The sequence below is a fragment of the Pseudomonas sp. FSL W5-0203 genome (assembly GCF_001896155.1).
Taxonomy (GTDB): domain Bacteria; phylum Pseudomonadota; class Gammaproteobacteria; order Pseudomonadales; family Pseudomonadaceae; genus Aquipseudomonas; species Aquipseudomonas paracarnis.
Genome location: NZ_MPOR01000054.1, coordinates 13,130 through 30,143, shown reverse-complemented (window position 1 = coordinate 30,143; position 17,014 = coordinate 13,130). Strand labels below are relative to the sequence as shown.

Annotated in this window: 14 protein-coding genes; 13 read left to right on the top strand and 1 reads right to left on the bottom strand. The window is 59.9% G+C overall.

The genetic code is table 11. From position 1 onward, the window contains the following. Positions 1 to 214 precede the first annotated feature (214 nt). Entirely contained in the window at positions 215 to 730 is a 516-nt protein-coding gene (locus BOP96_RS27050; protein WP_014718214.1) for an Hcp family type VI secretion system effector, read from the bottom strand. Between the two features lie 469 nt (positions 731 to 1,199). On the opposite strand from BOP96_RS27050, the gene tssA reads away from it, so the two are divergent. The 13 genes from tssA to tssM all read left to right on the top strand — a co-directional run bounded on the left by tssA (position 1,200) and on the right by tssM (position 17,014). Further along, positions 1,200 to 2,744 carry a type VI secretion system protein TssA gene (gene tssA / locus BOP96_RS27045; protein WP_166405402.1) on the top strand — a complete coding sequence of 515 codons (1,545 nt, stop codon included), beginning with the start codon at positions 1,200 to 1,202 and terminating at the stop codon, positions 2,742 to 2,744. 24 nt (positions 2,745 to 2,768) lie between these two features. Further along, entirely contained in the window at positions 2,769 to 3,266 is a 498-nt protein-coding gene (tssB, locus tag BOP96_RS27040; protein ID WP_014718216.1) for a type VI secretion system contractile sheath small subunit, read from the top strand. Positions 3,267 to 3,293: 27 nt separating this feature from the next. After that, the gene (gene tssC / locus BOP96_RS27035; RefSeq protein ID WP_014718217.1) at positions 3,294 to 4,772 is read left to right on the top strand and encodes a type VI secretion system contractile sheath large subunit; all 1,479 of its coding nucleotides are present in this window, start codon (positions 3,294 to 3,296) and stop codon (positions 4,770 to 4,772) included. 14 nt (positions 4,773 to 4,786) lie between these two features. Continuing rightward, positions 4,787 to 5,188: a type VI secretion system baseplate subunit TssE gene (tssE, locus tag BOP96_RS27030; RefSeq protein ID WP_014718218.1), complete on the top strand. Its 402-nt coding sequence runs from the start codon at positions 4,787 to 4,789 to the stop codon at positions 5,186 to 5,188. Beyond that, positions 5,178 to 6,965, top strand: coding sequence for a type VI secretion system baseplate subunit TssF (gene tssF / locus BOP96_RS27025; RefSeq protein ID WP_032903855.1), 1,788 nt, complete (start codon positions 5,178 to 5,180; stop codon positions 6,963 to 6,965). The genes tssE and tssF overlap by 11 nt, the downstream gene beginning before the upstream one ends. Then, positions 6,929 to 7,936, top strand: a complete 1,008-nt coding sequence (tssG, locus tag BOP96_RS27020; RefSeq protein WP_014718220.1) for a type VI secretion system baseplate subunit TssG — start codon at positions 6,929 to 6,931, stop codon at positions 7,934 to 7,936. Before tssF ends, tssG begins: the two co-directional genes overlap by 37 nt. Before the next feature lie 104 nt (positions 7,937 to 8,040). Further along, entirely contained in the window at positions 8,041 to 9,570 is a 1,530-nt protein-coding gene (locus tag BOP96_RS27015; RefSeq protein WP_073454553.1) for a sigma-54 interaction domain-containing protein, read from the top strand. Between the two features lie 35 nt (positions 9,571 to 9,605). Then, on the top strand, positions 9,606 to 9,737 hold the full coding sequence (locus BOP96_RS27010) for a hypothetical protein (protein WP_014718222.1): 132 nt from the start codon (positions 9,606 to 9,608) through the stop codon (positions 9,735 to 9,737). Between the two features lie 11 nt (positions 9,738 to 9,748). Continuing rightward, the gene (gene tagH / locus BOP96_RS27005) at positions 9,749 to 10,945 is read left to right on the top strand and encodes a type VI secretion system-associated FHA domain protein TagH (protein ID WP_014718223.1); all 1,197 of its coding nucleotides are present in this window, start codon (positions 9,749 to 9,751) and stop codon (positions 10,943 to 10,945) included. Positions 10,946 to 10,950: 5 nt separating this feature from the next. Next, positions 10,951 to 11,436, top strand: a complete 486-nt coding sequence (tssJ, locus tag BOP96_RS27000; RefSeq protein WP_014718224.1) for a type VI secretion system lipoprotein TssJ — start codon at positions 10,951 to 10,953, stop codon at positions 11,434 to 11,436. Between the two features lies 1 nt (position 11,437). Then, positions 11,438 to 12,766 (top strand): type VI secretion system baseplate subunit TssK, encoded by a 1,329-nt coding sequence (gene tssK, locus BOP96_RS26995; protein ID WP_073454551.1) that lies wholly within the window; start codon positions 11,438 to 11,440, stop codon positions 12,764 to 12,766. A 5-nt stretch (positions 12,767 to 12,771) separates the two neighbouring features. Next, positions 12,772 to 13,632 (top strand): type IVB secretion system protein IcmH/DotU, encoded by an 861-nt coding sequence (gene icmH / locus BOP96_RS26990; RefSeq protein WP_073454549.1) that lies wholly within the window; start codon positions 12,772 to 12,774, stop codon positions 13,630 to 13,632. A gap of 16 nt (positions 13,633 to 13,648) precedes the next feature. Next, positions 13,649 to 17,014, top strand: coding sequence for a type VI secretion system membrane subunit TssM (gene tssM, locus BOP96_RS26985; protein WP_073454547.1), 3,366 nt, complete (start codon positions 13,649 to 13,651; stop codon positions 17,012 to 17,014).

Sequence of the window (17,014 nt, the reverse complement as noted above, 5' to 3'; positions counted from 1 at the left end):
CGGTGTGCCCGAACGCAGGCTTGAATCCGTGGGCCGCCGCCACGCGCCATCCATGGCGCGGGGCGGCTAACCCGGCGTCCTGCCGGGTTAGCCACGAATTCAAGCCTGCGTTCGGCCAGCGTGGTTTAACGGGGCGCCTGAGATCAAGATCAAAAGCAGATCAAGATCAACAGCGGCTCGCTTCGTATCGTGGTTACCGTCTTTACTGCTCGCGTTAACCCGTCACTGGGCTGCGCCAGTCATCCGAGCCGGACGTCCCGGCCACTTCGTGAGTCCAGATAATCTTGCGATAGGTGAAGTGCACATCCTCCAGGTGGGTAAAGTGGGCGTTGTCTGGGTCTTGGCAGTTGGGCATGCGAGATTGGATGTCAACGATGGTGGCGCCTTCCAGTTCAATCGTGAAGTAGTGCTCCTGGGTTCCGGCCGAGGAGGTGCGCAGCCACTCCAGGCGGCAGGACACTTCTTCGCCGGTGGTCAGGGCGCTGAACAGCAAGGGTGAGGATTTATCGAAAACCTTGCTGATCATCAGGGGTTTATGCACGCGCTGACCGGTCGGCTGGCCCGATTGCGGGTCGCGGGGAATGATCACCTGATGAGCAAACGCCTGCACCAGAATCTGGTCCTCATGGCCTTCCTGATAAATGTTGCCTACCGAGTCCTGGGTAAATGTGCCTGCCGTAATCAAACCTTGTTTGACACCAGTGATGGAGAGGTACGCGGGTGTGGGCATGACGGGTTTCCTTGCCTGATTGAGTAGGTATTGCCGGGCAGCGAGAGCGCTGAGCGGTCAAGTGCCTTTAACAAGAAGCGTGCCTGAAAGTGTGAGGCTCAATGAAATAAGGGCGAAGAAGACTCAGTGGCCGTTATTGAGAATTTGTTGTAGGGCTGTGGGTGATTTTTTAGCGCTATTAGTTGCACGCCTATGCGCACTTAGTTGCTCATGTCATGTGTTTTTGTAAATGCAAGGCTGTGGGCGCTTGAGAGTGTTTTCTAGTTGGATAGACTGCGCAAATAACTGCGCATGTCTTTATTTTCAAGCTGCGTAGGATGTTTCTTAAGTTCCGTTCCGTTACTTGCTGATTGTTTTTTTCGTGGCTAAGGTTCGTTCACTTCGATGTGTTTTGAACGGAAGTTAAAAGGTTTTTAACAACGACGTTAATTTTGCCTATTTTGCCTTGGATGGTTGTGTGCAGCCCAAAATAGTTTATTCAGAACAGCTATATGCCTATTGCCAGGAACTTGCCCGGACAGCGTGTTCGCCAAGCAGTTTTGTTGGTAGCGACATGCGTTTTTCAAGCGAGTTTGAGGTGCTGGAAACCGAGTTGGGCAAGGCTCACTCCATTCATGGTGCGGGGCTGCCGGATTGGCAGAAGATCAGCGAGATCAGCGAGTGCATTTTGCGTGAGCATTCCAAGGATCTGCGCGTCGCCGCCTGGTTGACCTGGGCCCTGTATCAGCGTGATTCATTCGCTGGGTTGCTGGCTGGTCTCGGTGTGCTGCGCGAACTCTGCGAGTACCATTGGACGCAGGTCTATCCAGTTAAGCTGCGTACCCGCGTTGCGGCGTTTGGCTGGTTGGTGTTGCGCCTTGAGCAAGCGTGCGCGCACAACCTGCCGCTCAGTGATCAACGGCCTTTATTCCAGGCGCTGTTGGAACACCTCGAATGTCTCGATCAGATATGGGGTGAACAGCTTGGCAGCGAGGCGCCGCTGCTGTTGCCGGTTCGCCGGCAGCTGTCGGCGCGCTTGGCCCAGGCTGCTGCCGAACCTGGCGACGTCGCGGGCGTCATTGCCCGGGTCAAACCTGCGCCAAGCCCGCTGCCGGCCCCCGAGCAACCGCTCAATAACGAAAAAGACGCGCACAAACGGCTGCGCGCATTGCAGGAGCAGGCTCGGCCTTTATGTACCTGGTGGTTGCGTCAGGATGCGGCCGACCCGCGCGCCTTGCGCCTGGGCCGAACCTTGGCCTGGCTGATGCTCGTCAATTATCCCGACGCCAATAATGAGCGCGTCACGGCGCTGCGCCCATTGGCTACCGACAAGCGCAAGCGCTATCAAGACCGCTTCAGCCAAGGCCATTACGCCGATCTGTTGCTTGAACTCGAGGTCAGCCTGGCCGGTGCAATGTTCTGGTTCGATGGTTTGCGCATGGTCTGGGAGTGCCTGGAGGCCTTGCACGCAGACCTCGCCATGACCGAACTGGAAATGCAATTTGCTCTGCTGCTGCATCGCCTGCCGAACCTGCCTGAGTATCGGTTCGAGGACGGCACGCCCTTTGCCGACTCCGCGACAGGTGAGTGGATCGCATTTCACGTCATGCGTCACCTGCACAAGCCTGAGCCCTCCAATGTCGTCGTCGACAGCGCTGCTCAGCCCTGGGAAGCCGCGTTGCAGGCGGTGATGCCCTGCCTGCGCAAAGACGGGCTCAAGGCCGCGGTGAGTGTGCTCAAGCAAGGGCTGCGGGCGGCGTGTGGTGATCGAGCGCGTTTTCACTGGCACCTGGCGCTGGCCAGGTTGTGTGTGGCGGCCGGCAAGCATGACCTGGCCAGGATCCAGCTGGAACAACTCGACCTGCAATTACAGCGCACGGGCCTGGAAAGTTGGGAGCCGGAGCTGGCCATGCAAGTGGGCCAACTGCTGTATCGCTGCTACGACCTGTTGCCACAAAACCAAGCCGTACAAGACGGAAAAGACACCCTGCATCGCCGGTTATGCCATTTCGACCTGGAAGCAGTACTTGAATAGCGCCTCATCAAAAGGAGAAGCACCATGGCCAAAGACGGTTCGGTAGCCCCCAAGGAACGTATCAATATTACCTTCAAACCCGCGGTCGGTAGCGCTCAGGAAGATGTCGAACTGCCGTTGAAGCTGCTGGTGCTGGGGGATTTTTCCCAGCGCGCGGACCCACGCAAACTCGAAGATCGCAAGCCCATCGGTATCGACAAGCACACCTTTGACGAGGTGTTGGCCAAGCAAGCATTGAGCCTGACGCTGAGCGTTCCCAACCGCCTCCAGGATGCAGCCGACGTGGAAGAACTGCCGGTTCAGGTGCGAATTAACACCATGAAGGACTTCAACCCCGCGAACCTGGTGGAGCAGATCCCGCAATTGCAAAAGTTGATGGCATTGCGTGAGGCATTAGTGGCGCTCAAGGGACCGCTGGGCAATACGCCCAGCTTTCGCAACGCTATCGAGCGGGCGTTGGCCAATGGTGACTCTCGCGCACGAGTGCTCGCCGAACTGGGCCTGGATAGGCCTCAAGCCTGACGTTTTCAGTAAAAGGACACTGACACCATGACCACCATTCAACACGGCACGCAACCCGTACAGGTTATCGAAAGCGGTAGCATCCTCGATAACATCATTTCCCAGACATTGCTCAGCGCCGACGACGAGGCTTATGGCATCGCCAAGCGCGGCGTGTCGGCGTTTATCGCAGAGCTGGTCAAGCCACATAATTGTGACGAACCCGTAAAGAAACGCCTGGTCGACCGGATGATCGCCGAGATCGACACCAAGCTCAGCGAACAAATGGATGAGATCCTTCACCATCCGGACTTCCAGGCGTTGGAGGCTTCGTGGCGAGGCTTGCAGTTGCTGGTCGATCGCACCAATTTTCGCGAGAACATCAAGATCGAACTGCTGAATGTTTCGCGCGAGGACCTGTTGGATGATTTCGAAGATTCCTCGGAAATTACCCAGTCCGGGTTATACAAGCACGTCTATAGCGCCGAATACGGTCAGTTCGGCGGTCAGCCAGTGGGCGCGATCATTGCCAATTACTTTCTTTCGCCCAGTGCGCCCGATGTGAAACTGATGCAATACGCATCCAGCGTCGCCGGCATGGCCCACGCGCCCTTTATCGCTGCAGCGGGGCCAAGTTTCTTCGGCTTGGAAAGCTTCACCGGGTTGCCCGACCTGAAGGATCTGCGGGACCATTTCGAAGGCCCGCAGTTTGCCAAATGGCAAAGTTTCCGGCAGAGCGAAGACGCACGATATATTGGCCTCACCGTGCCGCGCTTTTTGCTGCGCACCCCGTATGACCCCCTTGAGTGCCCGGTCAAGACCTTCGCCTACCAGGAGAACGTGGTTAACAGCCACGAGCATTACTTGTGGGGCAATACCGCCTATGCCTTTGCCACTCGCCTGACCGACAGCTTCGCGCGCTTTCGCTGGTGCCCCAACATTATTGGCCCGCAAAGCGGCGGGGCGGTCGAAGACCTGCCGCTGCATCACTTCCAGAGCATGGGCGAGATTGAAACCAAGATTCCTACGGAGGTGCTGATTTCGGACCGACGTGAGTACGAGCTGGCACAAGAAGGTTTCATCGCCTTGACCATGCGCAAGGGCAGCGATAACGCAGCGTTTTTTTCCGCCAGCTCCGTGCAGAAGCCCAAATCGTTCGGCATCAGTGAGGAGGGCAAGGCGGCAGAGCTGAATTACCGCTTGGGCACCCAATTGCCCTACATGATGGTGGTCAACCGCCTGGCTCATTACCTCAAAGTGCTGCAACGGGAGCAGTTGGGCGCGTGGAAAGAGCGGACGGACCTGGAGTTGGAGCTCAACAAATGGGTTCGCCAATACGTGGCGGACCAGGAAAATCCTAGTGCCGAGGTGCGCGGGCGGCGCCCCTTGCGCGCTGCGCGCATTGTCGTCAGCGATGTCGAGGGCGAGCCTGGCTGGTACCGGGTCAACGTTACGGTACGCCCGCATTTCAAATACATGGGGGCAGACTTCACGTTGTCCCTGGTCGGGAAGCTCGATAAAGAATGAGCAGAAGCCAGGGCATGCTTGAGCACAACAGCCTTTTCGAACGCCTCGAGCAGGGGGCGTCTAACCCGGGTGCCACCGTGGCGTCCATCGCCGCACATTTGGGGAAAATGCTCAGCACTCGTGCGGGCAGTGTCCAGACGCTGCCTGATTATGGCTTGCCTGACCTCAATGACATGCGGCTCAGCTTGCATGAGTCCTTGAGCCAGTCGCGGCTGCATATCGAACGTTTTATCCAGGCCTATGAGCCGCGGCTGACGAACGTACGTGTCAGGCTGTTGCCGGTTGTGCGTGACTCCTTGTCCCTGGCATTCGCCATTGAGGCTGAGCGGATGATTGAGGGCGTACTGCATCCTGTAGTGTTCCACGCGCGCCTCACGGATACCGGGCGGGTTGAGGTCTGTGCCAATGACGCTTAACCGTTATTTTCAAAGCGAACTCAGTGCGTTGCGCCAACTGGGGCGACGTTTTTCCGAACGTAATCCCGCCCTGGCGCCGTTTCTCGGCGAAGCGGGCCAGGACCCGGATGTCGAGCGCTTGCTGGAGGGCTTTGCATTCCTGACCGGGCGCTTGCGTCAGAAGCTGGATGACGAACTGCCGGAGTTGACGCACTCGTTGATGCACTTGCTCTGGCCCCATTACATGCGCCCGATACCGGCCTTCAGCATCTTGCAATTCGACCCGTTGAAACGCGCCGGCCCAAGCGTTCGTGTGGCTCGGGATACCGCCGTGCAAAGCGCTCCCATCCACGGTGAGCGTTGCCAGTTCCGTACATGCTATCCCACCGATGTCATGCCATTGCAACTCACTGACCTGGAATACAAATGCCAGGGCGAAGGGGCCTGGTTGGCTTTGCGCCTGTGCATGAGTGTCGACGGCAGCTTCAGTGAGTTGGAATTCGATTCGCTGCGACTGCACCTGGCCGGCGACCACTACATCAGTCAGGGCCTGTACCTGGGCCTATTGCGCCATCTGGCGGGAATCAGCCTGCAGCTCGTGGATCACGATGGCCTGCCGATCAGCGCCGGCGATGACCAACCCCTGACGCTGCGGCTCAATGCCAACCAGGTCCGGCCAGTGGGGTTTTCCCAGGAACAGGCGCTGATTCCTTATCCGCAGAACACGCTGGAGGGCTATCGGCACCTGCAGGAGTACTTCGCGTTTCCCGAGAAATACCTGTTTGTCGATGTCGAAGGCTTGGAGGTGTTGCACACGTTGTCTCACGAGTTGCTCCGGCAGGCGCACGGCCTGGTGATGCGTTTCGAGCTCCGCAGTCAGGGCCGCGAGCCCCTGCGTCCTACCTTGGATAACGTAAAGCTGTATTGCACGCCCATCGTCAACCTGTTTACTCAGGATGCAATTCCCATTCGCCTGGACGGTAAACAGGACGAGTACCTTTTGGTACCTGGGGAATACACGCCGGGCAATGCCAGCGTGTATTCAGTGGACCGGGTCACCGGCTGGCGCCCCGGTGGCTTGGGCTATCAAACCTACGTGCGGTTCGAGTCGTTTGAACATGACTGCCACAGCGAGCCTGTGGCGGCACCGCCCAGCTACAGCATTCGCCAACGTTCGTCGGTTCAACATGGTGGACTCGACACCTGGATGGGGTTCGGCAATCGCCGCAAACAGGGCCAGGAAACCCTGTCGGTCGAACTGACCTGTACCAATTGCAACCTGCCACGGCAATTACGTGCAGGCGATATCAACCAGCCCGGCGAACACACACCGGAGTCGTTGACGTTTCGCAATATCACCGCGCCAACGGCGAGCTACGCACCGCCCCTGGACCAGGATTTCCTGTGGAATCTCATCAGCAATATGTCGCTCAACTACTTGTCGTTGACCGACATCAACGCCTTGAAGGCGATTCTCGCAACCTACGACCTGCCGCGTTATTACGACCGCCAGGCGCTGAAGGTCAGCCAGAAAAGACTGGCGGCTTTGCGCGCCATCCATCATGAGGCGACGGATCGCCTGCATCGTGGGTTGCCCGTGCGAGGGGTGCGGGTCGATCTGACGGTCGATTCCCAAGGCTTTGTCGGCCAGGGCGACTTATTTGTATTCGCTTCGGTCCTCAATCAGTTCTTTGCGCTTTATGCCAGCCTCAATTCCCATCACGAGTTGCGTGTCATCAGCACACAAGGAGACGTGTATTTATGGCCATCCCTGACGGGACAACAGCCCCTGCTCTGAATCAACTTTGCCGTGGTATCCGTGAATACACGTTGTTCCAGGCGGTTTTGCAGGTGATCGAGCGATTGCGTGAGGCTCATCCGCTGCTGGATGAGGACGCGTTGTACGACCAGTTGGAGTTCCAGGCCAACCCTGGCTTGGGCTTTGCCGCGCACGATATCGACCGAGTGGAGTTCTTTATGGAGCATGGACATTTGCGCGCACGCCTGCGCCTCAATGTACTGGGGTTATTTGGCGCCGGGTCCCCACTGCCTGCGTTTTATGGTGAGCAGGCATTTGCCGAGCAGCCAGGCGGCAACCCGACTCGAGATTTCCTGGATATGTTCCATCATCGCTTGCACCGGCTGATGCTCCCGATCTGGCGCAAGTACCGCTATCGGGCGTGTTTCCGGGCAGGCGCCAGTGATGGTTTTTCCGAGCAGATGTTTGCCTTGACGGGTCTGGGCGGCACCGCAATCCGTGGCGCTTCCCAGCTCGATTGCAAACGCCTGCTGCCCTACCTGGGCCTGCTGAGTGTGCGTGTGCACTCGGCGGCGTTGATCGAGTCGGTCCTGCGCTACTACTTCAAGCACGACGCGTTGTTTATCGAGCAGTGGGTTGAACGCCAGGTCGAGATCAGCCCGGTCCAGCGCAATGACCTGGGGCGGGCCAACAGTGTGCTTGGCGAGGACCTGGTGCTGGGGCGCCGCGTCGCTGACCGCAGTGGCAAGTTCAGGGTGCATGTCCGCGCGTTGGGGTGGCAGCGTTTTCACGACTTCCTGCCCACGGGAAAGGCCTATCAGCCGCTGCGTTCGCTGGTGCGCCTGACCCTGCGCGACCCATTGGAATACGACCTGCGTCTGGTACTGGCGCAGGGTCAGATCAGGGCTCTGCACATTGGCGAAAACACGGTTTGCCGCCTGGGTTGGACCACCTGGCTGGGGCACGAGCGGGCCGATGGCGTAGTCACGCTAACCCGTAATTTTCATTAGGGATGAATGGACATGATGAACAGGGATTTGCAACGCATGATCGGCGCACTGTCAGCACGGCTGGAAATAGCATCGGCCCTGGTGGATTTCTGCGGGTGCAACCAATGACCGATAACCTGCCCGGTGGCGGGGCCGACGCGCTGAGGTATGCCGACGCGTTGTCTGCCTGTTTCGCACGCTTGGGGTTCGAGCGTGATGAACACGCGTTACCTGACGGATGTGTCAGCACGGCGGCCCGGCTGAGCCAATCTGACGTCAGCCAATTGTATCTGCTCGATGAAGTGACCGGCCGGCTTGAACTGATCGCCCAACATCTAGCCCAAGTGTCGTCGCTCACCGTCATGCCTCCACGGCCTGGTCAGCATTCCCAACAGTTGCTGCACGACGCCTTGACCCAAGGCACTGGGTTGAGCCTGGAGGATGTGCAAGGCAGCGGCCATGACACAGGTTTTCTGCCCGCATTGGCGACACCATGGCGTGCGCTATTAATCGTGCCGCTGTTCAATCAATGTGAGCGGATAACTGGGGTGCTGGTGTGCGCCCGCCAACAGCCGGCCCAGCTGCAAGGCTACGCCCCCTCGTTGGGGCATTTGGGCAGCTACGCCGTGAACCGGTTACGCGTACTGCGCGGTAGGCAGCCCAACGTCGGCCCAAAGCCCGCAGGCCACGAACCCTTGGCTGGCGCATACGGCCTGATTGGCACCAGCGCGGCAATGGAGCAGGCCTGTCGTTTGATCAGTAAAGTCCTGCACACCCCTTACACCGTGCTGTTGCAGGGTGAGACCGGCACAGGCAAGGAAGTGGTGGCCCGGGCCATACACACGGCCGGGCCGCGCAAGGCCAAGGCCTTTGTCGTGCAGAACTGCGCGGCGTTCCCGGAAGGATTGCTTGAAAGTGAGCTGTTCGGCTACCGCAAAGGTGCGTTCACTGGCGCCGATCGCAATCACGGGGGGCTGTTCGACGCCGCACATGGCGGTACGTTGCTGTTGGATGAGATCGGCGATATGCCGCTGCCCTTGCAAGCCAAGTTGCTGCGGGTATTACAGGAGGGTGAGGTTCGCCCGCTGGGTGCCAGTGCGGCACATAAGGTCGACGTACGCATCATTGCCGCGACCCACCGCGACCTCGCGGCGATGGTCGCCGAAGGGCGCTTTCGCGAAGACCTCTATTACCGTCTGGCTCAGTTCCCCATCACCTTACCGGCCCTGCGCGAGCGGGACGGCGATGTGCTGCAACTGGCGCGCCATTTCACAGGCAAGGTGTGCGCGGCGCTGGGGAGGCCACCTGTCGAATGGGCGAATACCGCCCTCGATCAACTGTCCAGCCATGGTTTTCCCGGCAACGTACGCGAGCTCAAATGCCTGGTGGAACGCGCCGTGTTGTTGTGTGACGACAGCGTGATTCGGCCCGAGCACCTGGCACTGCCGCTGGCACCAGAGCCGGCCACTCCCGATGACGTGACGCTGCGCCAGCGGATGGAGCGAGTGGAGCGTACGTTCCTGCTCGACTGCCTGCACAAGAACCATGGCAATCGCACCCGCACCGCGCGGGAGCTGGGGGTCGCCCGGCGCACCCTGCTTTACCGTCTTGCCCGTTTGAACATTCCCTTTGGCGATGCCCGGGAGGAACGCTGAATGGTGCACTTGATTTTTACTGTGGGAGAAACCTGATGCCTGATCGTCCATGGCACGTCGTCGTGCTGGTGATGTGTTTGCTGGGAGGCTGTAACGCTAACTATGTGTTCGATGATGCCGAGTACCACCCCATGGGTGACCCGCAGGCGATCATTCGTGGCCGCTGAAAGGAGGGGGCATGAAGCTGCAGCTTGTGTTTGAGGTCTGCGCGTGCGAAAGCGACCAGAGCCTACTTTTGGCCCGCAAAGTATTTGACGGTACAGGCGGCGTGATCGGGCGTGGTCCTGGATGTGACTGGGTGATCCCTGACGCCAGCCGCGTACTCTCCAGCCATCATGGATTGATCGGTTACCGTGAAGGACGTTATTTCCTCACGGATATCAGCCGCAACGGTATCGGGATGGCCAAGAGTCCTGAGCGCCTGCGCAAGGGGCAGGCACGATTGATCAGTGACGGCGACGTATTCGAGCTGGGGGTGTTGACGATACGTGCGCGATTGCTGGAATCGCCGCGACCTTCCGACGAGCTGCTGGCGCCAGCGGCGGTGCCGATCCCCGATGACGCTTTCCTGTCACTGGACCCGTTGCATGGCTTGGATCTTGATCGGCAGATGCGGGCCACGTCGGATGATCTGGAGGCCTTGAACAAGAGCGCCGATGAGCAAGCGGTATGGGCAGATCACTATGGGGCCGATTGCGAGCACGTGGTATTGCCGCGGCGGCAAGACCCTTCGATGGAGGTTACCGCGGTACCCGCTGTCGCGTCGACGCTGTCGACCGACGAGGTGTTCTGGTCGCAATTTGCAGCGGTCCTGGGTATGGACCTGACGGCCCTCGACACACCGGCCCGGGAGGCATTGGCGATCAAGGTGGCACGCTTGTTTCGGGTGACGATCGAAGGGCTGCAACAAGGTTTGCGCACCCGTGAAGAACTGAATAACGAACTGGGTATGGCGCCGTTCGCCAGTCAGGGCTCCGGCCAGAATCCCTTGAAAGTGTATAGCGACACCGATGCTGCTTTATCCGCGATGCTCGATACCCGGGAGTTGGGTCAACTGCCCGCGGTGCGCGCCATTGCCCAGGTGCACCTGGAACTGCAGGTGCATCAGGTTGCGTTGCTGGCCGCTTGTCGAAGCGCCATGCGTAATGCCCGTGCTGTCTTTGAACCCAGCCATCTGTTGGGGTGTTTTGCGTCCCAGGGCAAGCCTGCCGGGTTTTTCTCCGATGGCGGGCGGTGGCGTGCCTACCAGCGTTACTACCAGCGTGTGGTGGCGCAAGAACAGTTGAATGATCGCCCGTTGGCCGGCGACTTCGCCAAGGCTTATGAGGAGCAGGTGCGCCTGATCTCCAGCCTGCACATTGATTTTCCAGGATGATAATCATGTATCGAGCCACCTTTGTTTCGTTGTTGCTCTTGTGCGGGCTGTTGGCGGGTTGCAGCGCCGTCTCGCCATTTTCCACGCTGACCAAGCTGGACGTGGTGCTGACTGCCAGCGAGCACGTCAACCCGGACTTGCACGGTCGTCCTTCTCCCGTGGTGGTGCAGTTGATCGAACTGCGCCATGGCGTTGCCTTTGAACATGCCGACTTCTTCAGCCTGTATGGCAATGCGCAGCACACGCTGCCAAAGGACTGGGTCGGCAGCGAGGAGGTTGAGCTGCGCCCGGGTGACCGGCTGGCGCTCAAACTGCGCATCGCTCCCGACAGTCGTTTTGTGGGAGTACTGGCCGCTTTTCGAGACTTGCCCCATGTCCAGTGGCGGCTGCTGGTGCCCTTGACGGTACAGCAACGCAACCGTGTCGAGCTGGTGCTGGACCAGGGCGGTATACGTGTTGCTGACCCTCTCGCCGGTGTGGAGGCGCAATAACATGCAGGTCCATAAAGTTATCTGGCAGGAAGGCATGCTGTTGCGGCCACAGCACTTGCAACACAACGACCGTTATTACCACCAGCAGCTCAATCAGACCCGCCTGCTGGGCAGTGACACCTGGGGTTTGCTCACGTTCGAAGTCAATACGCAGTACCTCAAGTTGGGCAAGCTGGTGGTCAACCAGGCCAGTGGCGTGTTGCCGGACGGCAGCCTGTTTGACTTGAATGCTGCCATGGAGCCGCTGGTGGTGCAGGTGCCAGAGGGTTCGGGCGCGCAAGGGGTTTACCTGGCGCTGCCGCTGGTCAGCGGCAGTCACCTTGAAGCCCGCCGGCCTGAGCAAAGTGACGTGTTGGCGCGCTACCTCAGCTGTGAAGTGGAAGTGGGGGATTCCAACGTGGGGGCGGATACGCGTTGCCGAATCCACTGCGCGCGCCCGGACTTACGTCTTCTGTTGGGTGAACAGCCGGGTGACCAGCACTTCATCAAGCTCAAGGTGGCCCAGGTACTCGACGCCAGCGGTGAAGGCGGCGTGAACCTGGATACGGCGTTCATCCCGACGTTTATCTTCGTGCAGGAGCATGGGTACGTGGCGTCGTGTCTCAAGGAGGTGATTGGCCTGCTTGCCAGTCGGGGCGATGCCATCGCGGCGCGCATTCGTGGCGAGAGCACGACCCAAGGCACACAAATCGCCGATTTCCTGATGCTGCAAGTGATCAATCGTAGTGAGCTGGAGCTGCGCCACTGCCTGAGCCAGACGCGGGTGCGGCCTGAAGCGGTGTTCCGTGCGCTGGTGTCGCTGCTCGGGGAGCTATCAACCTTCACCACTGAAAGTAAGCGCGCGCAGTTGGATGTTCACTATCAACACGGCGATCAGGGCGCCAGTTTTCGCGGGCTGATGGCGCAGGTGCGTACGGCACTGTCGGTGGTGCTGGAGCAACAGGCGATCAAGTTGGCATTGCAGCCTCGCCAGTACGGGGTGCTGGTATGCCCGGTCAGCGAGTTGAAACTGCTTGGCACAGCCACCTTCATCCTGGCGGCCACCGCGCAGTGTGAGGCGCAGGAATTGCGCCAGCGCCTGCCAGCCCACCTGAAAGTCGCGCCGGTTGAGCGCATACGCGAGTTGGTCAACCTGCACTTGGCCGGTATCAAGGTCAAGCCTTTGCCAGTGGCGCCGCGACAGATTCCTTTCCATGCCGGCAAGACCTATTTCGTGCTCGATATGAGCCCCCGTGATATCGCACAGCTGGAACAGTCGGGTGGTTTCGCTTTCCACGTAGGGGGTGAATTCACCGGGCTTGAACTCGACTTCTGGGCCATCAGGAACTGAATGCCATGGACAGTGAATACACCCAGGATGAAAAAACCGTCCTGCTCGACCGGGAGACTCATGAGCCTGCCCAGAGGCCGTTAACGGATTTCCCGTCGCCGCCGCGCTACGAACAGCTGGAAGACCGCATGATCTACGCCGGCCACAGGCTCGATACGCAGAGCTTTCAGGCAGGGCTCAACCCGCTGGTAGCCGCAGCCTGGGCGGTATTGTTCGAGGTTATTGGGCTCAGGGTCTGCTCCGGCCGTGAAAACCTGGGCACGCTCAACGACCGATTAGTGTTGGCGGTGACTCAGTTCGAAACCCGCGCCTTGCAGGGCGGCGTGGAGAACAGCCAGGTCATGTCGGCGCGCTATGTGTTGTGCAGCGTGATCGATGAGGCGGTGGTGACGACGCCGTGGGGGGCGCAAAGCGAATGGTCGAAGATCAGCCTGTTGAGCCGCTTCCATAACGAAACCTTTGGCGGCGAAAAAGTGTTCCAGTTGCTGGAGCGCCTCACGCGCGACCCGGTGAAGCACCTGGCGATGCTGGAGTTGCTGTACCTGTGCCTGTCCCTGGGGTTCGAAGGCAAATACCGGGTGATGGAGCGGGGTGTGGCGCAACTTGAGGCCGTCCGCGATGCCTTGTATCGCCAGATCAGGCACGTACGTGGGGAGCCGGCGGCGCAAGCGCTACTGCCTGCCCAGCAGCGAGCCGACCGGCGCAAGCAGGTGCGGGTCATTCCTGCCACTTGGTGGGTCGGCCTCACCTTGGCGTGTGTGTTGGCGATGTACACAGGGTTTGCCTGGGTGCTGAGCAACGAGCGTACAAACGCGCTGCACCCCCTTCAACTTTCGGCGTCGGATCTGGTCCGCACGCCCTTGTAAACGCTGGGAGCAATGAATGATCGCATTCTTCAAGGGGGTGGGCACCGTGCTGGGCAGGATTTGGGTGTGGAGCCTGTTGCTGGTGCTTTCCTGCGCGGCAATGGTGTGGTTCTTGGGGCCGCTGCTGGCAGTGGATGATCACCGTATCTGGGCCGGGGCGACTGCTCGGTTGGTCACCATCAGCGGTGTGTTCTTGCTATGGGGACTGGCGATGGCGTTTGTGGGCCCAGGTTTTGCCGCCTGGCGCCAAAGACCAGAACGCGAGGTGCGCCGACAGCCGATGACGGGGGTGGAGGACGAACGCCGGCACCTGCGCAGTCGGTTCAAGAAAGCCGTGCACCTGCTCAAGATATCCCGCCATTATGGAGAGCGTAACGCGCGTTGGCGTCATGAGTTGCCCTGGTACCTGTTGATCGGTGAGCCGGGCAGTGGCAAGACACAGCTGCTGGCGGCAGCGGGCTTGCCGCTGGCGCTGGACCACGCGCAAACGCGGCCGATCGGTAGCAGTGCCCATTGTGACTGGTATTTCGGCGACGAAGGCGTGCTGATCGACACCCCGGGACGCTACCTTACCCAGCCCGACTCTTCAGTGGACGCCGCAGGCTGGATCACCTTGCTGCATCTGCTCCGGTGGCGCCGTCGAGTGCGGCCGCTCAGCGGTGTGGTGGTGACGCTATCGGTCGACATGCTGTCGAGCACCAACGAATACGACCTGGATCATCACGCACGCCATGTACACTCGCGCCTGCAAGAGATCCAACAGACGTTGCATGTGGATGTGCCGATTTACCTGGTGTTGACCCACGCCGACCGATTGCCGGGATTCGCTGAATTCTTTGACTCACCCCTTGGAGAAAGTGCCGACAGCGTGTTGGGTCAGCACCTGCAAGGTTGCGCCGACGGTACTGACACAACACAGGTTCGTCAGGCGGTCGAGCAATTATTGCAGCGCTTGAACAGTGAGCTGATTGGGCGACTGCATCAGGAGCGCAATGTCGAGCGACGTGGGCAGATGCTGGAGTTTCCCCAGCAGGCAGCACGAATGGGGGAGCGCGTCAGCCTGTTCGTTGACATGGCGTTTTGCGCACATCGCTACCAACCCATCAACGGTTTGCGAGGGTTCTTCTTGACCTGCGCCGATGGCAGGCACCCGCGCTTTGTGCAGGGTCTGTTCAGCCAGGTGATCTTCGCCGAGGCCGACCTTGCGGGTTTGCAGGCTCAGGAACAACAACGTCTGCGTTGGCGCCAGGGCGCGCAGGCGGTGGCTGCAGCGCTGGTTATTGGCGGTGTCGGCGGGCTATGGGGGCACAGTTACTCAGTCAACCACCAACGCTTGGCGCAATTGTCGGCGCTGACCTCACACCCGCCGCTCGCCCTTGCGGCCGACGATGAAAGCACGGCGCTGTTGGCGCTGTTGGACGCGCGACTGGCGGCGACCCAGGTTTTTCCTGGGCCGGCAGATGTACGCCTGGTGGAGCGCACCGGGCTGTATCAGGGCGAACTGAGCCGTCCCAGCGTCGATCAAGCCTATGATCACGCGCTGCAAAAGCCATTTCTGGCCTGGACAGCCGCCCAGTTGGAAGAACAGGTAATTGCCAGCCTCGGGGACCGGGAGCGGCTGCTCGACGACCTGCGTGCCTACCTGATGCTCAATCTGCGCGAACGCCGTGACACGACCTGGCTGGCAGAACATATTGCAAGCCTTTGGTCGGTGCGGTTTGCCGGGGATATGCCAACACAGAAGCGCCTCAATGTGCACCTTGCGCGGCTGCTGGAGCAACCTTTTGTGGTGTCACTCAACGCGGAGCGGGTGGCCCAGGCCCGTGAAGCGCTGAGGGGCGAATCGTTGGCCGATGGGGTCTATCGGGTATTGCGCGAACAAGCGCGCAGCCTGGAGCCGTTGCGGCTGGCCGAGGGTAAGGTGTTCGCCGCTATCGATCCGCCTGTGCCGGGGTTCTATACCAAACGCTATGTGCAGTACTTTGAGGCGCAGGGCCCGCGGTTGGTAAACGCCATCACCCAGGACAACTGGGTGCTCGGCGAGGGTACCGACCTGGGGACCGAGGACTTGCGGCGCCTGATGGCGGAACTGCAGCAACGTTATTTCAGCGAGTATGCCGATGCCTGGAGCGATGCGCTTGGCCGAGTCAGGCTGCAAGAGACTGACAACCTGCGCCAGGATGCCGAGCAACTGATGAACCTGACGTCGGCGCAATCGCCTTTGATTCGTCTCTTGCAACAGGTGCGTGAAAATACGCGTTTGTTGCCAAGCCATGGACTGCTGGACAAAGTGGCCCAGCAGTCGGCAGACCTGGGCGAGATGGCCAAGTCGAGGTTGACGGCGGGGCAGGCGGCTATTGTCGAGGCTCCGCGGCGCGCCTTGCAGCGCCGCTTTGAGCCTTTGCATCAATTGCTGGATGAGCAGCAGAACCCCGGCGTAGAGCTGACTCAGGCCTTGCGTCTGCTGGATGAAGTGCACCTGCATTTGACGGCCTTGAACCGGGACAGCGCACCCGAGCAGGCCGCCTTCCTGCGTGCCAGGCAGCGCATGGAGGGCCAGCAGGATGCATTGGGCCATCTGCGAGACGCCGCCGCTCGCCTGCCGCTGCCCGTTGCCGGCTGGCTCGAAAGTATGGCGGATGACAGTTGGCGGCATTTGCTGGAACAGGCCTATGTGCACGTCAACCAACGTTATCAGAGCGAGGTGCATAGCCTTTATGCCAAGGCCATTGGCCGACGTTACCCATTCAATGCGCACGCCAGCAGTGAGGTCGCCCTTCACGATTTTCAGGAGTTCTTCAAGCCACGCGGGGTGATGGCGCGCTTTTATGAGGGCTACCTGCGGCCTTTTATCAGTGCCGACGGCAGCCGCTACCGATTGCGTGGGCTGGATGGCCAGAGTTTGCCGGTTTCCCGTGCGCTGCTGGAGCAATTGATGAAGACCCAGGTCATCCGCCGCGGCTTTTTTACCGAAGACGCGGGGGAGTTGTCCGTGCGATTCACCTTGGCACCCTACAGCCTGGACCCATCGGTCAGCCGAGCGATCCTGCGGTTTGGCGACCAGCAATTGGAGTATCGCCACGGTCCGATCGTACCCATGACGTTCCATTGGCCCACCGACGCAGACAATGGGCGCAGCAGCCTCGTCTTGGAGAGAGGCGCGGAGCAGCGCCCCTTGGGCATCGAAAAAGACACTGGAGCGTGGTCGTTGTTCCGGTTTCTGGACCTGCTGCAGAAAGAGCCCGCCAGCGGCCGTAATATACAGATCCTCAAGGCAGACCTCGCCGGCCTGCGCGCCAATTACCGGCTCACCAGCCAGCGTACGCCCGGTCCGTTTGACATGGACACATGGCGCACCTTTCGCCTGCCGGAGCAGCTGTGA

What these genes read in the sequence shown, in the direction of transcription:
- tssJ (WP_014718224.1), top strand. Translation starts at nt 10,951, where the DNA reads ATGTATCGAGCCACCTTTGTTTCGTTGTTGCTCTTGTGCGGGCTGTTG.
- tssB (WP_014718216.1), top strand. Translation starts at nt 2,769, where the DNA reads ATGGCCAAAGACGGTTCGGTAGCCCCCAAGGAACGTATCAATATTACC.
- tssM (WP_073454547.1), top strand. Translation starts at nt 13,649, where the DNA reads ATGATCGCATTCTTCAAGGGGGTGGGCACCGTGCTGGGCAGGATTTGG.
- icmH (WP_073454549.1), top strand. Translation starts at nt 12,772, where the DNA reads ATGGACAGTGAATACACCCAGGATGAAAAAACCGTCCTGCTCGACCGG.
- tssC (WP_014718217.1), top strand. Translation starts at nt 3,294, where the DNA reads ATGACCACCATTCAACACGGCACGCAACCCGTACAGGTTATCGAAAGC.
- tssF (WP_032903855.1), top strand. Translation starts at nt 5,178, where the DNA reads ATGACGCTTAACCGTTATTTTCAAAGCGAACTCAGTGCGTTGCGCCAA.
- tssK (WP_073454551.1), top strand. Translation starts at nt 11,438, where the DNA reads ATGCAGGTCCATAAAGTTATCTGGCAGGAAGGCATGCTGTTGCGGCCA.
- tssG (WP_014718220.1), top strand. Translation starts at nt 6,929, where the DNA reads ATGGCCATCCCTGACGGGACAACAGCCCCTGCTCTGAATCAACTTTGC.
- tagH (WP_014718223.1), top strand. Translation starts at nt 9,749, where the DNA reads ATGAAGCTGCAGCTTGTGTTTGAGGTCTGCGCGTGCGAAAGCGACCAG.
- tssE (WP_014718218.1), top strand. Translation starts at nt 4,787, where the DNA reads ATGCTTGAGCACAACAGCCTTTTCGAACGCCTCGAGCAGGGGGCGTCT.
- BOP96_RS27050 (WP_014718214.1), bottom strand. Translation starts at nt 730, where the DNA reads ATGCCCACACCCGCGTACCTCTCCATCACTGGTGTCAAACAAGGTTTG.
- BOP96_RS27010 (WP_014718222.1), top strand. Translation starts at nt 9,606, where the DNA reads ATGCCTGATCGTCCATGGCACGTCGTCGTGCTGGTGATGTGTTTGCTG.
- BOP96_RS27015 (WP_073454553.1), top strand. Translation starts at nt 8,041, where the DNA reads ATGACCGATAACCTGCCCGGTGGCGGGGCCGACGCGCTGAGGTATGCC.